This is a genomic window from Posidoniimonas polymericola (assembly GCF_007859935.1).
Taxonomy (GTDB): Bacteria; Planctomycetota; Planctomycetia; order Pirellulales; family Lacipirellulaceae; genus Posidoniimonas; species Posidoniimonas polymericola.
The window spans coordinates 156,172-174,245 of sequence record NZ_SJPO01000007.1 but is presented as its reverse complement, the minus strand read 5'-3'; the positions used below and the strand labels follow the sequence as shown (position 1 = coordinate 174,245).

General features: G+C 70.1%; 11 protein-coding genes. 6 read left to right on the top strand and 5 right to left on the bottom strand.

The features are described 5' to 3' along the window. Nucleotides 1-25: 25 nt before the first annotated feature. Nucleotides 26-4,927 (bottom strand): vWA domain-containing protein, encoded by a 4,902-nt coding sequence (locus Pla123a_RS24685; RefSeq protein ID WP_197527999.1) that lies wholly within the window; start codon nucleotides 4,925-4,927, stop codon nucleotides 26-28. A 334-nt stretch (nucleotides 4,928-5,261) separates the two neighbouring features. On the opposite strand from Pla123a_RS24685, the gene Pla123a_RS15305 reads away from it, so the two are divergent. From Pla123a_RS15305 to Pla123a_RS15285, 5 genes are all read left to right on the top strand, one after another. After that, the gene (locus Pla123a_RS15305) at nucleotides 5,262-8,666 is read left to right on the top strand and encodes a type VI secretion system Vgr family protein (RefSeq protein WP_146588488.1); all 3,405 of its coding nucleotides are present in this window, start codon (nucleotides 5,262-5,264) and stop codon (nucleotides 8,664-8,666) included. Between the two features lie 161 nt (nucleotides 8,667-8,827). Continuing rightward, on the top strand, nucleotides 8,828-9,121 hold the full coding sequence (locus Pla123a_RS15300) for a PAAR domain-containing protein (RefSeq protein WP_231956489.1): 294 nt from the start codon (nucleotides 8,828-8,830) through the stop codon (nucleotides 9,119-9,121). 8 nt (nucleotides 9,122-9,129) lie between these two features. Continuing rightward, nucleotides 9,130-9,771, top strand: coding sequence for a DUF6931 family protein (locus Pla123a_RS15295; RefSeq protein ID WP_146588484.1), 642 nt, complete (start codon nucleotides 9,130-9,132; stop codon nucleotides 9,769-9,771). Next, nucleotides 9,768-10,430, top strand: a complete 663-nt coding sequence (locus tag Pla123a_RS15290; RefSeq protein ID WP_146588482.1) for a papain-like cysteine protease family protein — start codon at nucleotides 9,768-9,770, stop codon at nucleotides 10,428-10,430. The genes Pla123a_RS15295 and Pla123a_RS15290 overlap by 4 nt, the downstream gene beginning before the upstream one ends. Before the next feature lie 31 nt (nucleotides 10,431-10,461). Next, a complete protein-coding gene (locus tag Pla123a_RS15285; RefSeq protein ID WP_146588480.1) occupies nucleotides 10,462-10,917 on the top strand; it encodes a hypothetical protein in 456 nt (151 codons plus the stop codon). Here the strand turns inward: Pla123a_RS15285 and Pla123a_RS15280 are convergent. Further along, nucleotides 10,914-12,107 (bottom strand): hypothetical protein, encoded by a 1,194-nt coding sequence (locus Pla123a_RS15280; RefSeq protein WP_146588478.1) that lies wholly within the window; start codon nucleotides 12,105-12,107, stop codon nucleotides 10,914-10,916. The genes Pla123a_RS15285 and Pla123a_RS15280 overlap by 4 nt on opposite strands. 186 nt (nucleotides 12,108-12,293) lie before the next feature. On the opposite strand from Pla123a_RS15280, the gene Pla123a_RS15275 reads away from it, so the two are divergent. After that, entirely contained in the window at nucleotides 12,294-13,136 is an 843-nt protein-coding gene (locus tag Pla123a_RS15275) for a hypothetical protein (protein WP_146588475.1), read from the top strand. Between the two features lie 864 nt (nucleotides 13,137-14,000). On the opposite strand, the gene nagB is transcribed toward Pla123a_RS15275, so the two are convergent. Genes nagB through Pla123a_RS15260 form a run of 3 tightly spaced genes read right to left on the bottom strand, consistent with a single transcriptional unit; the run spans nucleotide 14,001 to nucleotide 17,901 of the window. After that, complete coding sequence (gene nagB / locus Pla123a_RS15270; protein ID WP_391542600.1) at nucleotides 14,001-15,959, bottom strand: glucosamine-6-phosphate deaminase; 1,959 nt, start codon at nucleotides 15,957-15,959, stop codon at nucleotides 14,001-14,003. Between the two features lie 14 nt (nucleotides 15,960-15,973). Beyond that, the gene (locus Pla123a_RS15265; protein ID WP_146588472.1) at nucleotides 15,974-17,020 is read right to left on the bottom strand and encodes a Gfo/Idh/MocA family protein; all 1,047 of its coding nucleotides are present in this window, start codon (nucleotides 17,018-17,020) and stop codon (nucleotides 15,974-15,976) included. Continuing rightward, nucleotides 17,020-17,901, bottom strand: a complete 882-nt coding sequence (locus Pla123a_RS15260) for a sugar phosphate isomerase/epimerase family protein (protein WP_146588470.1) — start codon at nucleotides 17,899-17,901, stop codon at nucleotides 17,020-17,022. Before Pla123a_RS15260 ends, Pla123a_RS15265 begins: the two co-directional genes overlap by 1 nt. Between the last annotated feature and the right edge of the window lie 173 nt (nucleotides 17,902-18,074).

Sequence of the window (18,074 nt, the reverse complement as noted above, 5' to 3'; positions counted from 1 at the left end):
GGGAGACGCGGGCGGGCCGGGCCGGTTAGTTCGCCGAGGCGCCGAGCCAGCCGGCCGCGGGGAGGGGCCGCGGCTCGCTCGGGGAAGCGGCAGGCAGCCGCTCGAACGTCAATGACTGCTGCTGGTCTTGGGCGAACCGCTTGAGGTCATCCAGGGTCACGATCGTGACGCCCTGCAGCGTCTCGGCGGTTTGCTCGGCCGACACGGGCCAGAACCGCGCCACCGACCGCTCGGCGTCGTGGAAGACGCGTTGCTGACGCCCTGCCGCGTCGACGCCGGCGACGCTGATCAGGCACGGGCGTTGGCAGGCAACCTCGATTACCAGCGAGTCTTGCCGCGTCGGGCGGCCTTGTTCGTCCGGCAGCACGCACGACTCGACCGCGGCCCGCTCGATCTTGACCGCCAGGCCTTGCAGGTCCCAAGCGCGGCCTGCCAAGTCGGCCGGCTGCTGAAAATCTTCTTTCCGGCGGAGCGACAACGAGCTCAGCTCCTGGCCCGGCACGGTCCACCATAGCTGCAGCGGGCCGGTAGACGCCGACGACTCCGGCGCGCAGGTCACCTCCCAGCACGACACGGGGTAGCCGTAGACGGGCGTCCAGTCGATGGCGCCGTCGGCGTCGTCGCCGCAGGCGATCCACAGGTGCTCGGGGTGGGTTACCCGCAGGGTCTGCTCGGGGGGCGCGGAGGGAGACCGCTTGCGTTCCAGCGCGATCAGCTGGGCGGTCGCGTGGCTCGGCAGCCGCCGCCGCTGCAGCAGCCGGACCCGCCAGGCGTCGTTCTCCTGAACGCCCATCGTGTGGCGCGGCAGCCCCGCCTGCGTGTCGGGCGTGAGCGTCAGCCCCTTGGCCGCGGACGTGAGCCGCAGCACCAACAGGTCGCCGCCCCGCACCGAAACCCGCGACTCGGGCGAGCCGGGCGCCGCGGCAACGAGGTCGAGCCGGTAGGCGCCCGCGGACAGCGGCGTGGTGGCGGGCGAGTCACTCGGCGTTTGGATCTCGACTTCGGCAAGCAGGTCGTCCGCGGCGCCCAGCGGCGAAACCTTCGCCACCGCGTCTGCCCGACCGCCGCCGAGCGCGGCCCGCAGGGCGGCGTCGAGCTCGGATCGCTGGCTGGCCTCCCACCACCGTCCCGGCGGGGAGAGTGAAGCCAAGAACTTGAACTGTTTGCGGGCGTCGGCCTGCTCCTGCGGTGCGACGCGGAAGCCGATCACCTGCAGGGCGATGTCCGTGCCCGCCAGTTGCTGCTTGACCAGCCCTCCCAGCGGGAGCTTCTTGGGGTTGGCGGCCGCGTCCGACTCGAGGCGGTTGTCGTAGCCGTCGGTGATGGCGATGACCGCCCGCGGGCCGCTGACCCCGCGGAAGTCGCCGGCCGCGGTGAGCAGCGCGCGGCCCAGCGGCGACTCGTTCCACGGTTGGACCCGCGGGTAGGCGAGCCCAGCGGCGATGCGATCGAGCAGGTCCCGGTTGGTAGGGTCCCACTCGACGGGCGACAGCACTTGGGTGATGGTTGATTCGGCGTTGTCGACCGTCTTCTGCGGGCCGACTGCCTGGCCGAACACCCACACGCTCACCCGGACGCCGGCCGGGGTTTCGGCGAGCATCGCGCGGAGGGCCTCGACCGCCTGCACGTACTTCGACGCGGCGGGGTCGCCGGTCGGGGCCATGCTGCCCGACGCGTCGAGCACAAACGCCACGGCTCCGCCGTGCCGCAGCCTGCCACGGACCGCGTCGGACGCGACCAGCGAGAGCGCCGCCTGCTTTGGCGGCGGCGGGCGGAAGTCGGCCGCGTCGGGCCGGCGGTGCACCACCACCGGCGTTTCGATCGTGGCGGTGTGGCCACGCAGCCAGGCGTGGATCTGGATGGGGTGGGTCTCGGCGGCGGGGGCAACCGGGTCGACCGCGGCGAGCAGACTCGGGGCCTCAACGATCAACCGCGGCGCGGCCAGGCCGGCCCGACCGTTCACCGGGTAGGCCTGCCGCTTGCCGGCGGCGGGAGCCTTGCTGACCACCACGGCGCCGCCGGTCACGTCGACCGCGGCGATGCCGCTCAGGTCGCCGCACACCTCGTAGGCCGTGGCCGGGCCGAGCGCCGAAACCAGATCAATCCGCTGGGGGCTCTGAATGCCTATCGACACCGCGGCCTTGGACTGCTGCCAGAGTTCCTGGGTGTCGCTCAGGCCGGGGATCAGCCGGTCCGCGCGGGCGAGGTACGCGGCCGCGACCCGCTGCGAGTACGGCGCCGAGGCGTCTGGGTCGGCGTTCCAGCCGTCCGTCACCGCACGGCGGGCGTTGGCGAGCAGCAGCCGGAACCGACGCACCTTCTGCAGCTGCTCGATCGGACCGAGCCCCGGCTTGGCGTCGACGCCCGGCGCGAGCCCGCGCTCGATCTCCGCGGCCTGCCTTAGTTGGTCGAAGCCGGCGTCGTTCTGCAGGCCGTTGCGCACCAGCTCGCTCGCGTGGACCAGCCGTAGCTGGCAAGTCTTGTACACCTTGGCGAGGTCGGTCTCGATGCCCGCTAGGACGCCGCCGAGGTCGGCGTGCTCGTCCTGGAGCTGCTTGGCGACCTCGTCAAATCGGTTGTGCTGATGGGCGCCCTCTTCGTACCTCTCGCTGCCGATCGCGGCGACCGCGAGCAGCGCGCGGCGGACCGACTCGGTCCTCCGCCACTCGGGCAGCCCGGCCAGCGCGTCCATCGCGGCCCGGTCCGTCCGCATGGCGTCGCCGAACGCGGGCGGCGTCACACTCAGCAGCCGCACGCGTTGGCTGTCGTCGAGTTCCGGCGCCAGCAACGCCGCGTCGCGGTTGTTCCAGAACGAAGGGCCGGAACGCTCTACAAGGTCGGCCTGCCACGCCCGCATGGCGGAGCGCAGGGTGGCGAGCCGCTTCTCGAGCTCGCCGCTGTGCTTGGCAAGGTCCTTCGGCAGCCCGGCCTGATCGTGCCGCAGCGGACGCTCGCTTTCGATCAGCTCAGAAAGCGCGTGGGCGCAGGTCCAGGCAGACTCGAGCGGCTTGGCGAGCCGTTGGAAGTCGTCTCGGTCGTCCTCGGAGGCCTGCAGCAGCATGCCGATGGCGTCGCTGTAGAAGGGGAGCAGGTCGAACGAGCGGTCGCGGACGATGATGGCGTGGGCCAGGGCGTCCGCGTCGCGGCGGAGGCTCAGGTAGGCTGCGTCGGCCTCGGCGAGCGCGGTGAGCGCCCGCGGCAGGTACTCGTCGCCGCTGAACAGCAGGTCCTCTCCGTCGCGGCGGCGCTGGTCGGCCTGTTCGAAGGGCGTTCGCAGCCAGCTGTCGAGCATCGGCGCCACGCGGCTCTTGGCCAGGCCCATGCCCCGCAGCGTCCGCTCGGCGTGCCGGCGGGTGGCGACCGCCTGCCGCAGCGGCTGATCCCAACGCGACGCTTCGCGGCCCGTCGGCAGCCCCTGTTCCAGCATCACGACCAGGTGCGCCTCGGCCGGGCGCGGCGCGTCCGGCGCGTCGATCGCCTTGAGGTAAGCCGCGGTCTCGGCGAGGCGTGCGCTCGGCGACTCGGCGAAGCGGTCCAGCAACAGGTCGTACACCCGACGACGCAGCCCCGGCAGCTGGTCGGCCGGCACGGCCTCCTGCTGCTTGCCCCAGGCGGCGCGGGCGGCGGCGGGGCCGGCGGCCAGCAGCTTCTCGACGATTGGTTCGGCTTTGATTGGCCCCGCAGAGGCGGCAGCGGGGAGCTGCACGGGGTCGAACTGCTGACGGAGGTCACTGGCGATCGCCTGCAGGTCGCCCCCGGCGGCGTCAATCAGCTGGGCGATGTCGGCGGCCAGCTTGGGCGCCCCGGCGGCCAGCAGCTGCTCGTGGCGGATCAGCAGGCGCCGGTACCGACGCCAGGAGATCGGCGCCGTGGTCGCCGGCTCCTCGAGCTGTTGCCCGAGCACGCGCAGGCGGTCCCAAGGGGCGCTGAATTGGGCGACATCGCTCACGGCCTTGGCGGGACCCGGCGGCTGGTAGTGCTTGTTGACCAGGGCGAGGTCCATCGCGTCCAGGCGGCTCGCCCCCTCCGCGCCGGCTGGCAGCACCAGCACGTTCTGCTCGCGGCGGTTGCGCGTCGCCACGCGGTCGGCGACGCCTGTCCGAACAAAGGAGACCAGCTCGCCGCCGCTGAGGCGGCCGTTGGCGTCGGGGTCGGGCGCGGCGCCGCGCAGGCCCTCGATGAAGGTTTGCAGGAACAGGGTCGCCCCGCCGCCCGCCGCCGGCCACGACCGCTCGCCGTCGCTGCTCGCGCAGACGAACACCAGGTTCGGGATCGATTGGATCTCGGGGTCCAGCTTGGCGAGCTCTGCCGCGAAGCGGTTCTGCAGCAGCCCCAGGCGGGCCATGCCGAACTGGCTGGTGGCGTCGAACACCACCAGCTTGTGCTGCTCGGCGGGCGACTTGCGGAGGGCCGCCAGCAGGTCCGCGACCCGCAGCCGGGTCGTCGGTTCGTCGGCGGCGGTCGCCTCGGAGCGGAGCAGGAACGGGCCCTGGTCGTCGCCGCCGCCGTGCGCCGAGACCACCAGCACGGCGGTGTCGCCGGTAAGCTTCTTGACCGCGGCCGGCCATTCGAAACAGCGGTCGGCGGGAAGCGGCGTCGCGTCGGCGTGCAGCAGGCTCTGGCCGGCGAGCCGGAACGACTCGCTCTGAGCGCCGAGTCGGCAGAGCGTCTCGAGGCCGTTCCACCCGCGTGCGTTGTGCGGCGTGGCGAGGTTCTCGGCGTAGTGGGCGCCGACCGTCATCAGGCTGACCGGCGCCGGCGGACTGAGCAGCGTCGTGGCGAACACCAGCACCAGCAGCAGCGCCGCGGTCGCAGAACTCCAGGCAAACAGCAGCCTGCGACGGCGTCCCGCTGGGCGTCCCGACGGGCCAAACCTTGCCCGCGGTGGGGACGCTTCGGGCGGCTGCTGCGCTTCGTCGGGCTTCATGCCGAGGGTACCGCCGGGAAGGTGCGTGGGGAGCGCGACCACCGGCGGCGCCGGCAGTCTTTCGCGTAAACGTAGCACCCTGCCAGGGGCATGTGGCAAAAAAGCGACGCCTTCCCCAGGCCCCAAAAACACGCACGACCGGCGCCGCCGGCGCAGGGCGCACGGCCTGCCTGGCCGCGAGGGTTTTCCCTACCCGCCAGGTCGATTTGCCTGTCTGAAGACGGGCCTCGGGCCGAAGGAGATCGAGAAGCCGCGCCGGCGCGCCCCGCTGCGCGGCCTGCTCTGCCGTGTAGCAACTCTGTAGTCAACCTGCAGCGATCCCGTAGCGAAGTCGATGCCCGACGCCCACTCTGCCAGCTCCGAACCGACGCAAGACGAGCCGCTCCGCGGCGGCGGCGGTGGGGCCGCGACCGAGTCCGCCGCCGAGGCGGAGGGCGACGACTGCCTGGACCAGAAGTCCCGCGCCCTGCGGATCAAGACGCCGCTCGACGACGACCCTCACGAGAAGGTGACGGTCATCCTGACCCGCTTCTCCGGCGCCGAGACCCTGTCCCGCCCGTTCCGATTCGAATTGGAGCTGCTGTCGCTGAAGGACTCGAAGGTCGCGTTCGAGGACCTCCTCGGCCAGTCGGTGACCGTGACCGCCGAGGTGCCGAACATGCCGTCCAGGAGCTGGAACGGGGTGATCACCAGCTTCTCCCAGACCTCCCGCGACGACAACTACTGCTTCTACTCGGCCGTGCTCGAGCCGTCGACCTACGCGCTGGCGATGCGGACCAACTGCCGCGTCTTCCAGGCCCAGAAGGTCGACGAGATCCTCGACACGCTGCTCGAGGGCTTCACGGTCAAGAAGTCGTACACGCAGGCCGACAACCGCCAGCCCCGCAACTACTGCGTGCAGTACCGCGAGACTGACTTCACCTTCCTCAGCCGGCTGATCGAGGAGTACGGGCTCAACTACTACTTCGAGCACCAGGGCGACGCCCACACCCTCGTGCTGTGCGACGACTCGACACAGCTCGCCAAGATCGACGGCCTCGACCCGGTCGACTACAAGGACATCAACGAGGGCGACTCCACGGTCAAGTCGTGGGTCAAGACCCAGCGGCTCACGCCGACCGCGGTGAAGCTCGGCGACCGGCACTATCAGCACGCCGACGAGTCGTACGACGGCGACGGCAAGCTGCCGGCCACCACCGCCGTCGGCGACCAGACGCACAAGTTCAACCCGCTCGACGCGACCTTCGAGCTGTACGACTTCCCGGGCGGCTACGCCCACCGCTACGACGCCCTGGCCAAAGAGGCCCTGGAGGTCGACCCCGAGAAGCTCGCCGAGACGCCCCTCAAGAACATCGCTGACGACGCCGCCGCCGAGGCGACCCTGCAGGCGCAGCTGATCGCGAATCAGGCGGTCCAGATCTCCGGCACCAGCGACGTGCTGCAGTTCTACGCGGGCGGCGTGTTCACACTCAACGGCCACTTTAGCGCCGACGGCGACTACCTGATCCTCTCGGTCATGCACACGGTCAAGCTGGGGGTGGGCGTGTCGTCGTCGCAGACGGACGACACGCTCAGCTACCAGAACACGTTCGCCTGCCAGCCGTCGTCGCTGGCGTACCGGGCGCCGCGGGTCACGCCGCGGCCGGTGATCCACGGCGTGCAGACCGCCCGGGTGGTGGCCGACATCGCCGCCAACGCCGCCAAGGACGACCGCCGGGAACAGCTGATCGACTGCTACGGACGCGTGAAGGTCCGCTTCCCGTGGGACCGCCGACCCGACGCGCCGGCCGAGGACGACGCGGCCGCAGAGCAGGCCCCCGCAGGCGCGGACGACCCGCCCGCCGACGGCGGCGAGCAGCTGGACAAGCCAGAAACCGCCCAGCCGGCGGACCGGTCTTGCTGGGTCCGCGTTGCGCAGATCTGGGCCGGCAACAACTGGGGCGCGTTCTTCTGGCCCCGCCACAACCACGAGGTGCTGGTCGCGTTCGAGCACGGCGACCCGGACCGGCCGGTGATCGTGGGCAGCCTGTACAACAGCGAGAACATGCCGCCGATGAAGCTGCCGACAAACTCCGTGCTCGGCGGAATCAAGTCCTGCAGCGTCAACGGGAACCCGGCCAAGGACTCCAGCTCGATCGTGTTCTACGACAAGCTGGGGCAAGAGCACCTCAACCTGCACTCCGAGAAGCACACGATCTCGGTCACCGAAGAAAGCCACCACGAGTTTGTCGCCGGGCCGTCGGTGCGGGTGTTTGGCGGCATCTCGCGGCTGTTCGGCTCCGGTGCGGGCGGCGGCCCGATTCCCGAAGCGAACCCGACCGGCATCAAGACGCCAATCACCAAGAAATACCGCAACCTCGGGTTGGCGAAGAACTTCGAGTCGGACATCAGCGTAACGCTCGGCAACGCCGCCAGTATCGTCGGCGGTCTGCCGTGCGGGACATCCAACGAGGTAGTGTTCGGCGGCAAGCTCGACATCTGCATCGACCCGCTCGGCTGGCTGCCCGAAGGTAAGATCAACGCCCTCCAGAACCTGCTTATGCCGACCGGGCAGTGGTCGGGCCTGTTCGGCGAGGGCCGGGCCCTGCACTACGGCCCGGCGACCAACATCCGTCACGGCAGCGAGATCGACCGCCGCAGCAAGAAGACGTTTGACAACGCCAACCCACGCAGTGCTCTGGTGAGCGGCATCGTCACGGCTTCGGTCGCGTTGACTTCGCTCGGCTTCGCGTCGCAGACCAATAACCCGGTAATCTGGGAGAACCTGGTCCGCACGCTCGGCCCACGCGGCATCAGTGGGGCGCTGCTGAACCTGCTGATTGAGCTCGAGAAGGCCAACGGCGAGACCGACGCCGGAGCCGAGAAGCAGGACGAGGCCTCTAGCCTCTCGGACCACGCCGGCGCGTTGGGGTCGGACTACGCGTCGCTGATCTTGTCGCTCGCCCAGAACGCCACGGACGCCGGCTCAACCCTCGCCGCGGCGGGCACGGCAGACGCGTCGGCCCAGCAGTCGCAGTCCGACTCCGAAGACAACTCGGTTGACGACGCCGAAGACGAGGATGAGGAGGACGACCAGGACGACTCCGGCGGCGACGACGACCAGGACGCCGACGCCGCGGCCGACTCCGACTCCAGCGACGAGGACGACTCCCCGTCGGCCGACGACATTACCTTCGGCAGCGACGACGCCGACGTCTACCAGTGCTACGACGGCCTGCTGTCGACCGGGGCTCGGCACATCACGTTCCGCGCCCGTGCGTCCGACGACTCGGACACCGACCCGTCGCTGATCCACCTCGACGCCCACGGCGCCGACGGCGAGGACAACGGCGTCGTGGCGATCAACTCGACCGGCCAGGCGACCATCGTGTGCGGGCCGGCCAGCGTGCAGGTCCGCCGCGACTCCGACACCGGCCAGGTCGACATCAGCACCGGCGACCAGGGCACGCTGACACTGTCGGTCGGGCCCGCCGGTTCGGGCTCGCAGATCGTCATGACGCCCGACGGCATCAAGCTGTCGGTCGGCGGCGACGGCGGACCGTGCCTGGAGCTGACCACCAGCGGCGTGAAGATGAGCTGCGGCTCGAACAGCGTCGCGGTGGACGAGTCGGGCCAGACCACCGCGGGGATGAACATCTCGCACAGCGCGGACAACTCGTTCGAGGCCAAGGGGACGATGGTCTCGGTGCAGGGGACCGGCCAGACCACGGTGAAGGGCTCCGTGACGATGATCAACTAGGAATGACTCGAAAACGATTTCCTCATTCAATCGCTCGACCCCAAGGGGGGAGAGGTTAGGTGAGGGGGATTTCAGAGATACTGCGGAAATTGTTTTCGAGTCATTCCTTGGCAACCGCCACCCGATCCAGCAAGCAACACGCGCAAGAGGACAACATGGGGATGCCAGCCGCCAGGCTCACCGACATGCACGTCTGCCCGATGGTCACGCCGGGCGTGCCGCCGATACCGCACGTCGGTGGGCCGATCGTCGGCCCCGGCGCGCCGACCGTGCTGGTGGCGTCGATGCCGGCCTCGGTAGTCGGCGACTCGGCGGTCTGCGTCGGCCCGCCCGACGCGGTGGCGATGGGCAGCACCACCGTGCTGCTGGGCGGCGCGCCCGCCGCTCGGATGGGCGACTCGACGTCGCACGGCGGATCGATTGTCGTCGGCGCCCCGACGGTCCTGATTGGTTAGGCACAACGATGGCGAACCCCGCCCCCTCCCCACCCCCGAGCGTCGAGCCTTCGACCGGCGAGCCGGCCGACGCGATCTGCGCGGCGTACGCCACGGTCGGACCGTGGCCGGCGCGGCTCAACCCCGAAACGGCCGACGCGTACTTCGCCCGCCTGATTGACGAGCGGCGGCTCGAGGCCGCCGTGCGGTTCGCGGCCGTCTGGATGGGGCCGCGGCGGGCCGTCTGGTGGGGCGCGTTGTGCGTCTGGAACAAGCTGCGGGACCGCGCCGCCGAGGCCGGCCCCGACCTCGAGTGCCCGGAGACCATCGCCGTCGACGCCGCGGTCAAGTGGGTGCTGCAGCACGACGAGCCCACCCGCCGTGGCGCCCAGCAGGCGGCCGACGCCGCCGGCTACACCAAACCGGCCGGCGCTCTGGCGGGAGCCGCCTTCTGGTCCGGCGGCAGCGTGTCGTTGCCCGACTGCCCCGAGGTGCCGCCCCCGGCGGGCGTGTGGGCCAAGCTGGTCGCTAATTGCGTACAGATGGTAGCCGCGGCGCCCGCCGCGGCGAAGCGAGAACAGTCGTTGTACCAGTCGCTACGCATGGCGGCCGAGACCCTCACCAACCCCAGTCCGTGGACCCACGCCCCGCCCCGGGACCCGCAAGCATGAGCACCGCCCTGATCCCCTACTGCCCCCAGCAGCGCATCGACGGCTGCGAGCGGACCTGCGGAGCCGCGGCCCTGATGATGGTGTATGGTTCTCTCGGCGGCCGCCCCCGGTTGTCCGACGTCTGGCGCAGCGTCGCGCGGCCGGGCAACCACGGCATGCGGGTCCCGACCCACCTGCTGGCGGCCGACGCCATCGCCAACGGCCGCCCGGCGGTCTGCCTGCAGGTAGGCGACCGCCCGCTCGACGCCCTCACCGCTCTGCACGAGGCGGGCTGGCGGGTGATCGTTAACCACCTGCTGGCGGCGCACGACGAAGGACACTTCTCGGTGCTCACCGCCATCGACGACCACAGCGTCACGCTCAACGACCCTCTGCTCGGCCCCAACCACCGGCTGCTGCACGACGAGCTGCTCGCCCTCTGGACCCCGCCGTACCGCACCGAGGAGGTCGCCGGCGGCGTGCTGGTGGCGGTCGGCCCCGCAAAGGCCGCCCCCACCTCCAAAGACGTCTGCCCGGCCTGCTCCAGCGCGTTCCAGCTGCCCCGCGAACTGGGCCTCCGCTGGGACGGGCCGTGGGACCGGCTCTGGCGGGCCGCGTTCTGCCCGAGCTGCGACGCCCTGGCCTGCCCCCCGCTGCCCCACACCGCGTGCTCCGCCTGAGTCGCAACGAAGCCCCAAGAGTGAGCCCGCTATGAACCCAGTCATCCCCGACGGAACGGTCGCGCCGATTGTCGACGCGCTGCGTCAACTGCACGCCGAGCTGCAGTTGGCTGTCGAGCGACCGCTTGACCCCGAGCTCCGCCGCGAACTGAAGAAGGTCGCCGCCGCGTCGCACCACAGCCTGGCCACGCTCGAGACCGCCCACCAGACCGCCCAGGCCGAGCTGGCCGCCAAGCAGCAGAAGGCGGACGCGGCGGCCGCCGCCAACCGCCAAAAGATTGCCGCCCAGCAGCAGAAGCTTGCGCCCACCGCCGAGGCCCCGCCCGCCGCCCGGCCGGCGATCGACCCCACTCTCGCCGCCCGACTGGCGGCCGAACTCTTGGGGCGGCAGGCGGTCGAACCCGCCGACGCCAACGACGGCCTTCAAACCGGCGATGTGCTCGACGGCTGGGACTGGAAAAAGCCGCCTGCCGGCGCCACGGGCTAGTACCGAAAGCGGAGCTCGGTGCGGATCAGCGTCTCGGTCCACGACTGGCTCGAGCCCGCCACAGCGTAGGTCAAGCCGAAGTCGGCCTTGTCGCAGAAGAACACCCGCAGCCCGCTCGACACGTTCAGGAAGGTCGCGTGGCTGGTGGGGCGGGTCGTGCCGTCAAACGCGGTGAAGGCGCCGTCCTGGAACCGCCAGCCGCTCAGCTCCGTGACGCTGATGATCGGCACGCAGGGGTGCGGGCGGGCGATGACGCGGTTGTAGCCCAAGTTGTAGCGGAAGATGGCCCCCTCGTACCCGCTGGTCCCGCCGAGCGGGATCCACTCGGTCAGCTCGCCCTGCAGGAACGAGTTCTGCGACAGGTTGAGCCCGAACACCAGCCCGGGCTCGAGCGACACGTGGCCGGTCCCCAGCCCCTTGAGCGACGACCCCTGCGGCACGTGCGTGTCCATCTTGAAGGCGACCTGCACCAGCTCGGTGTCGAACAGGATCGACTTGGCGCCGATGGTCATGTCGCCGAAGCCGGCGAAGTGCTGGCCGTCGACGTCGAGCGAGCGGTAGCTGTATTCGAACGACGCGCCGAACGAGCCGTGGGCGACCTCCGAGTAGTGCCGCAGCTCGTCGTAGTCGAGCCCGCCGAACCCCGACGGCGCCGCGCCGGCGGACGGCCCGGGGCCGGCGCCGTTGGCTCGGGCCCAGAAGTACTCGGCCCGGTCGGGGTGCAGCATGTCCTCCCCGTGGTCCCAGCGGAACCGCTGCTGGTTGACCGGCCTCACCGCGGCGGTGAAGAACGCGGCGTCGGCGAGCGGGCGCCAGCAGGGGTCGTAGCACGGGTCGGGGCAGCAGATGCCACGGTACACGCCACGGACGAACCGGCCCCACCGCGAGGCGCCGCGGCAGTCGCCGCAGCAGCCGCCCCCGCCGCACGAGTCGCCGCAGAACTCGCAGAAGGTGAACTCCACCACCGGCCCGACCGCCGCCGGCGCCAGCGGCTCGACCACCCCCGCGGGCGTTGGAACAGGCTCGACCGGCACAGGAACCGCCTCGAAGGTCGGCGGTTCGGGCAGCGGCAAGGGCAGCCGCAGCACTTCCTCTTGCGCAACCGACGGCGCCGCCAGCAGCGTCAGCCAGAGCGCGGCGCCCACCACGAGGCCGCGACAGCAGTGCTGGCGTCGTCGGGGCGGGATCATGCGGCAGCTGGGGCTGGGTGCTGGATTTGACGTGATTTGCGGCCGTCGGCTGCCGAAGTAAGACTCATGCAGGACCGCTTCAGTTGCTCTAATCGTCATCCTCACCCCCCGGACTGTGGTCGACCAATGAACGATCGCCGTAAAGTAGGCCCTCTCAGGGCTCGGGCGGGAAGCGTGGCGACGCGCGTGGCAGCCAGTGTCTCGATTGCGGCGCTCTGCCTAGCGGTGCTGGCGCCCTCAGCGATGGCAGGGCCGATCGTGCCGCCGCCGGTCGAGCCGGTCGCGGCGCCGACCGGCTTCTGGGCCAATGCCTCCTGGGCGTGCCGGCGGGTGAAGCTGCGGTGCCAAACCTCGGCGGCGGGCAAGTTCCTGACCAACGCTATCCGCCCGGTCAGCAAGCTGACGGGCGGCCTGATCCCGGTCCCGAACGACAACCACTTCGCCGGCGCGATCGAGCTGCACGCGACCAAGCCGGCCGGCATGGCGCCCGGCGCCACGCCCAAGCCGCCGCCACCGCCGCCGCCCGGGGTCGCCGCCGCGGCCGCGATCAAGGCCGAACAGAGCCAAGCCAAGCTCCGCCGCGAGGCCGTGGCGTACCTGGCCGGACTCGACTGCCGCTACTACCCCGAGGCCGAGGCCGCGCTGATCGCCTCGCTCCGCGCCGACCGCGACGAGTGCGTCCGCCTCGAGGCGGCCCGTGCCCTGCTGTCGGGCTGCTGCTGCACGCCGGCCACCACCAAGGCGCTGTTCATCAGCGCCAGCGGCACGGACGACGACGGCAACCCCTGCGAGCGCTCCACGCGGGTCCGCCGCACGGCGCTGGCGGCCTGGCAGAAGTGCCAGAGCTGCGTTACCTCGGCCCCGACGACGCCGCCCGAGGCGCCGATCGGGGCGCTGCCGACCGACGGGGAGTTGCTGCCGGCTTCGTACGAGGACGGTGCGACCGAAGCAGCGCACGCGCCGGTTGAAGACGCCGAGCCGGCGTCGGGCGGCGGGCTGCTGGAGATCTGGCGAGCTGCGGGGCGCTAAGTCGGGTAGCACCGACAGTCGGCCGCATCACGCTTGACCACAATCCCGGGCCCATTCGGCCGATTGTCGGTGTGCGCAGCACAGGAGGTTGACCCGGTCGCCTCCGCGTGCGACTGATAGAGAAGGGGACTCTGGTTGGCGCTGGCTGCTGAACAAGTTTTCTGTGGCTTCCCTGCATTCGAATCCCTTTAAGACCTCTTGTCGCGAGCGACACCGACAATCGGCCGTTGGTTGCGAACACGATTGCGGCCCGGTTTCCGGCCGACTGTCGGTGCTACCCGTGAGATCGCAGGGTGGCACGTCCTCTATAGGGCATGCCACCCTTCGTCGTCGCTCGCGTCGAAGCCCGATACGCTGGGGGACCACCGTGCTAAAATCGGGGGCCTTCTTGCATTTCGTTGTAGAGAATCGCCTGCTCGCGCGGTCCAATAGAGGAACGTAGTCGAGCGTCCCTTAGCGCGGAACCAGCTCTCGAGCCCAGCAGCTGACGGCGGAAGCCGGCAGTATCGGGTCGTCGCTGCGCTCGTGACGGCAAGCCTTTTGAGCGGGGCTGCGCTCCGGCCTCCGCCGGAGGTTACCAGGCAGGTGAATCGGACAAAACGCGGCGCGGCTGGGACAAAACCACGCGGGCGGAGCGCCGTGCAAATGCGGTAAACGCTGCTACTGCAGCCTTAAACGCGATTCAGCGGGAGTGCTCGGCCGGGGGTTTTGTCTCCTCCGGTCGATGTTTCGGACTTAACGATTCGGACAAGACCCAAGCGTAAAGGTTTTCGGTGGGCCACCGGTGAGGCGTATCTCACCGGCTACTGCTCAACCACACCAAGGAGGTTCCACATGATCGGTTGTGCGCGCCGGCCGCCGGCTCTAGATCAGGCTCATGTCGCCCTTCCACTCGACGAAGCCCTCGATGGCCTCGTACTCGGCCAGGCCGAGTTGGTCGTAGAGCTTGGCGGTGGTGCGGTTGCGCTCCTCGGCGCGTTGCCAGAATTCGCGGGGGTCGGAGCCCGGGAACAGCGCCTTGTCCTTCTGCGACTCGTGCTTGAAGATCGCCACCCGCTTGCGGAGCAGCTCCTCGGGGCTGATGGGGACGGCCATCTCGATCTGGTCGGGGCCCCACTCCTGCCAGGCGCCGCGGTACAGCCAGATCTGGCTGTCGGCGTACCACTCGTCGTGGGCGACCTCGCCGCAGGCCTTGAGCACGGCCGACAGGCACACCCGGTGCGTGCCGTGCGGGTCGGACAGGTCGCCGGCGACGTAGATCTGGTGCGGCTGCACCTGCCGCAGCAGGTCGACCGTGATCCGCACGTCCTCCTCGCCGAGCGGCTTCTTGCGGACGCGGCCGGTCTCGTAGAACGGCATGTCCATGAAGTGCAGCGTCTCGTCCGAGACGCCACAGCACCGCACGGCGGCGCGGGCCTCGGTGCGCCGGATGACGCCCTTGATGAACTGGACCTCCTCGCTGTCGACCTGGCCCGGCTGCTTGTGCTTGAGGAAGCGGTCGATGTGGCTCTCGAGCTCGGCCGTGCGGTCGACGTCGATGCCGAAGTGGCGGTTGAACTCCCCCACAAAATCGGTGAACCGCTCGGCGTCGTCGTCGAAGACGGCGATGTTGCCCGACGTCTGGTACGCGACGTGCACCTCGTGGCCCTGGTCGACCAGCCGGATCAGCGTGCCGCCCATGCTGATGACGTCGTCGTCGGGGTGCGGCGAGAAGATCAGCACGCGTTTCGGGAAGATGTGGTCGCCGGGGCGGGTCCGGTCGCCCGGCTGCTTGCGTCCCTCCGGCTTGCCGCCCGGCCAGCCGGTGATGGTCGCCTGCAGCGTGCGGAACACGCGGAGGTTGAGGTCGTAGGCCGAGCCGCACGTGGCGAGCAGGTCCTGCAGGCCCTCCTCGTTGTAGTCCTCGGCGGTGAGCTTCAGCAGCGGCTTCTGGAGCTTCTGGGCGAGCCAGATCACCGCCTTGCGGATCATCTTGTCGCTCCACTCGACCGGGCCGACCGACCACGGCTCCTGCGACCGCGTCAGCTGCTCGGCCGCGGCCTGGTCGAGAACGAACTGGGCGTTCGGGTGCTCCTGCAGGAAGCTCGCCGCGACGATGGTCGAGATCTCGCCTTCCACCGCGCGGGCGACGATCGAGGCCTTGCCCTCGCCCCACGCCATCAGCACCACCTGGCGGGCGTCCAGAATGGTGCCGACGCCCATCGTGATCGCGCGGCGCGGCACGTTGTCCTCGCCGAAGAAGTCGCTGGCGGCGTCGCGGCGGGTGACGCGGTCGAGGGTGATCATGCGGGTGCGGCTGTTCTTGCCCGAGCCCGGCTCGTTGAAGCCGACGTGGCCCGTGCGGCCGATGCCGAGCAGCTGCAGGTCGATGCCGCCGGCCTCGGCGATCTGGGCCTCGTAGCGTCGGCAGTAGTCGGCGACGTCCCCCTCGGCGAGCGTGCCGTCGGGCACGTGCACGTTCTCGGGCTTGATGTCGACGTGGTCGAACAGGTGCTCGTTCATGAACCGGACGTAGCTCTGCAGCTCCGCGGGCTGCATCGGGTAGTACTCGTCCAGGTTGAAGGTCACGACGTTCTGGAAGCTGAGTCCTTCTTCGCGGTGCATCCGCACGAGCTCGTCGTAGACGCCGGTCGGGCTGCTGCCGGTCGCCAGGCCGAGCACGCAGTAGCGGCCCTCGGCGGCGCGGCCGCGGATCATGGCGGCGATCTGCTGGGCCACCGAGCGGCTGGCGTCGACGGCTTGGCGGAAGACACGGCAGGGGATGCGTTCGATCGAATCAGAAGAATGCGAGGTCATGTGAGTCTGAGCGCAGGAAGTTTCCAGGAAGAACGTTGTGACTATTGTTGGAGCGACGCCCGCAGGCTGGCGGACTGCAGGTCGCAAATAACGATGGCGTCGCGCGCCAGCTCGCACGCCAGCGGACCGGCGTCGGCGCCCTGGCCGACAGCCTCGACCACGCGCTGCAGCTCGCGGCGGAAGGCGTGCATTGGGTCGCCGTCGCCGAGCTCGATGCGCGTCGCCACGCCCGACTCTTCGAGAATCGTGGGCGGGCAGGTGTACCCGGCCTGGTCGCCGTCGGCGGTGGTCGTGACCGCGAACTCGAACATCAGCGTGGCGCGCTCGAGTTGGATCTCGAAGCCGTGCAGGAAGGGCCGTCCGGCTTGATTCAACACTCCCCCCTCAACGTGAGTCGTCAGGCCGGGCTGCGCGAACTCCAGCAGGCTGTGCCAGTGCTCGGCAAGCCCTTCGCGGAGCGACCCGCGGGCGGTGACTCCCGTTGGCATGCCGAAGGCCTTGCGGATGAAGTGGGCGTCGTGAATGTGCAGGTCGAGCATCGGGCCGCCCACCTTTGCGGCGTCCCAGTAGTGCTGCAGCCAGGCCGGGTCGGAGATCACGCGGCGGAAGCTGCCGCCGACTACCCGCCCGTGGCGGCCGGACTCGATCGCCTCGAGCGCCCAGGCGTACTCCGGGAAGAACGGCAGCACGTGGCCGATCAGCAACCGGCGGTCGTTGGCCTCGGCGGCGGCCAGCATGCGGTCGCACTCCGCGGCGGTCATCGCCATCGGCTTTTCGCAGAACACGTGCTTCCCCCCCTCGAGCGCCGCCACGGCCGCATCGGCGTGCAGCGAGGGTGGCAGGCACAGGTCGACCAGGTCGACCTCGGGGCAAGTGATCAGGTCGTCGAGCGACTCGAACGCCGCCACGCCGGTGAGGTCCATCTGCTCGCCGGCCGGGCCGAAGTTGCCCTTGATGCCGGTCCAGTCGCCCGCCCGCCGCCGCGGATTGGGGTCGCAGATGGCCGCGACCTCTGCGCCCTCGATCCCCTGGTACGAGAGGTAATGGACCATGCCCATGAACCCAATGCCAGCGACGCCGATGCGCATTACAGCGATCCCCCGCCGTTGCCCGTCGATCCCGACAGCAGCTGATTGAGGAAGGCGATGGCGGCCGCAATCTCGGCCCGCTGCCGCTCCGGCTCCTGAGGGATCTCGCGCTCGATGGTCAGCGGCCCGCGGTAGCCGCCCTCCTGCAGCGTCCGCAGGAACGCGGGGAAGTCGACGTCCCCCTCGCCGAGCGGGGTCTCTTGGCCCCAGGTCTCGCCCGGAGAGTCCGACCACTTGGCGTCCTTGCAGTGGACGCTGCGGACGTAGCGGACGATTTCTTTGAGGGCGAAGATCGGCTCGCCGCAGCCGTACAAGATCATGTTGGCCGGGTCGAAGTTGACGTACAGGTTGTCGCGCTGGACGGTCTCGAGGAACGTGGCCAGCACGCCGGCCGGCTCCTGGCCGGTCTCGAGGTGGATGTTGACGCCGCGCTGGCGGGCGTAGTCGCAGGCATCGCGCGTCGCGTCGACGATCGCCGAGAACTCTGGGTCGGCGGGGTCGTGCGGCACGAAACCAAGGTGCAGTCCCGTGGCTTCGACGCCGAGCTGGGCGGTGAAGTCGATGATCTCCTTCAGCTCGGCCAGGCGTTCGGCGCGGGTGTCCGGCGGGGCCAGGCCGACTGTCTTCTCGACCGTGGGGATGTCGGCGTAGCTCTCGCCGTCGAAGCCGGCAAAGACCACCGTCACGCGAAGGCCACGCCGCTCGAGCTTCGTACGGAACTCTGCCGCGACGTCGGGGCCGCGGTTGCCGCGGTGCGGGGCGTGCAGGTGCAGCGTCGGGGCGCCCAGGTCCTGGGCGACGTCCAACCGGACGCCCAGGCCGGCGTCGACACTCGCGAAGACGCCCAACGGGTACTGCTGCGATGGCTCGCGATCGTTCATGCGTGCTCTTGTTTGAGGTCCCGAACGAGGCAGGGACGAGGCGGGGTCGGCCCCCCCTTCGCGGTGCGTGCGGGTGGGGCAGAAACCTTAGTCTGCCTGTCCGGCGCTGCGCAGTCAAGCGAGTCAATTCTCGCGTATGCAGCAGTAAACCTCGCGTTAACGCAGACTCATCG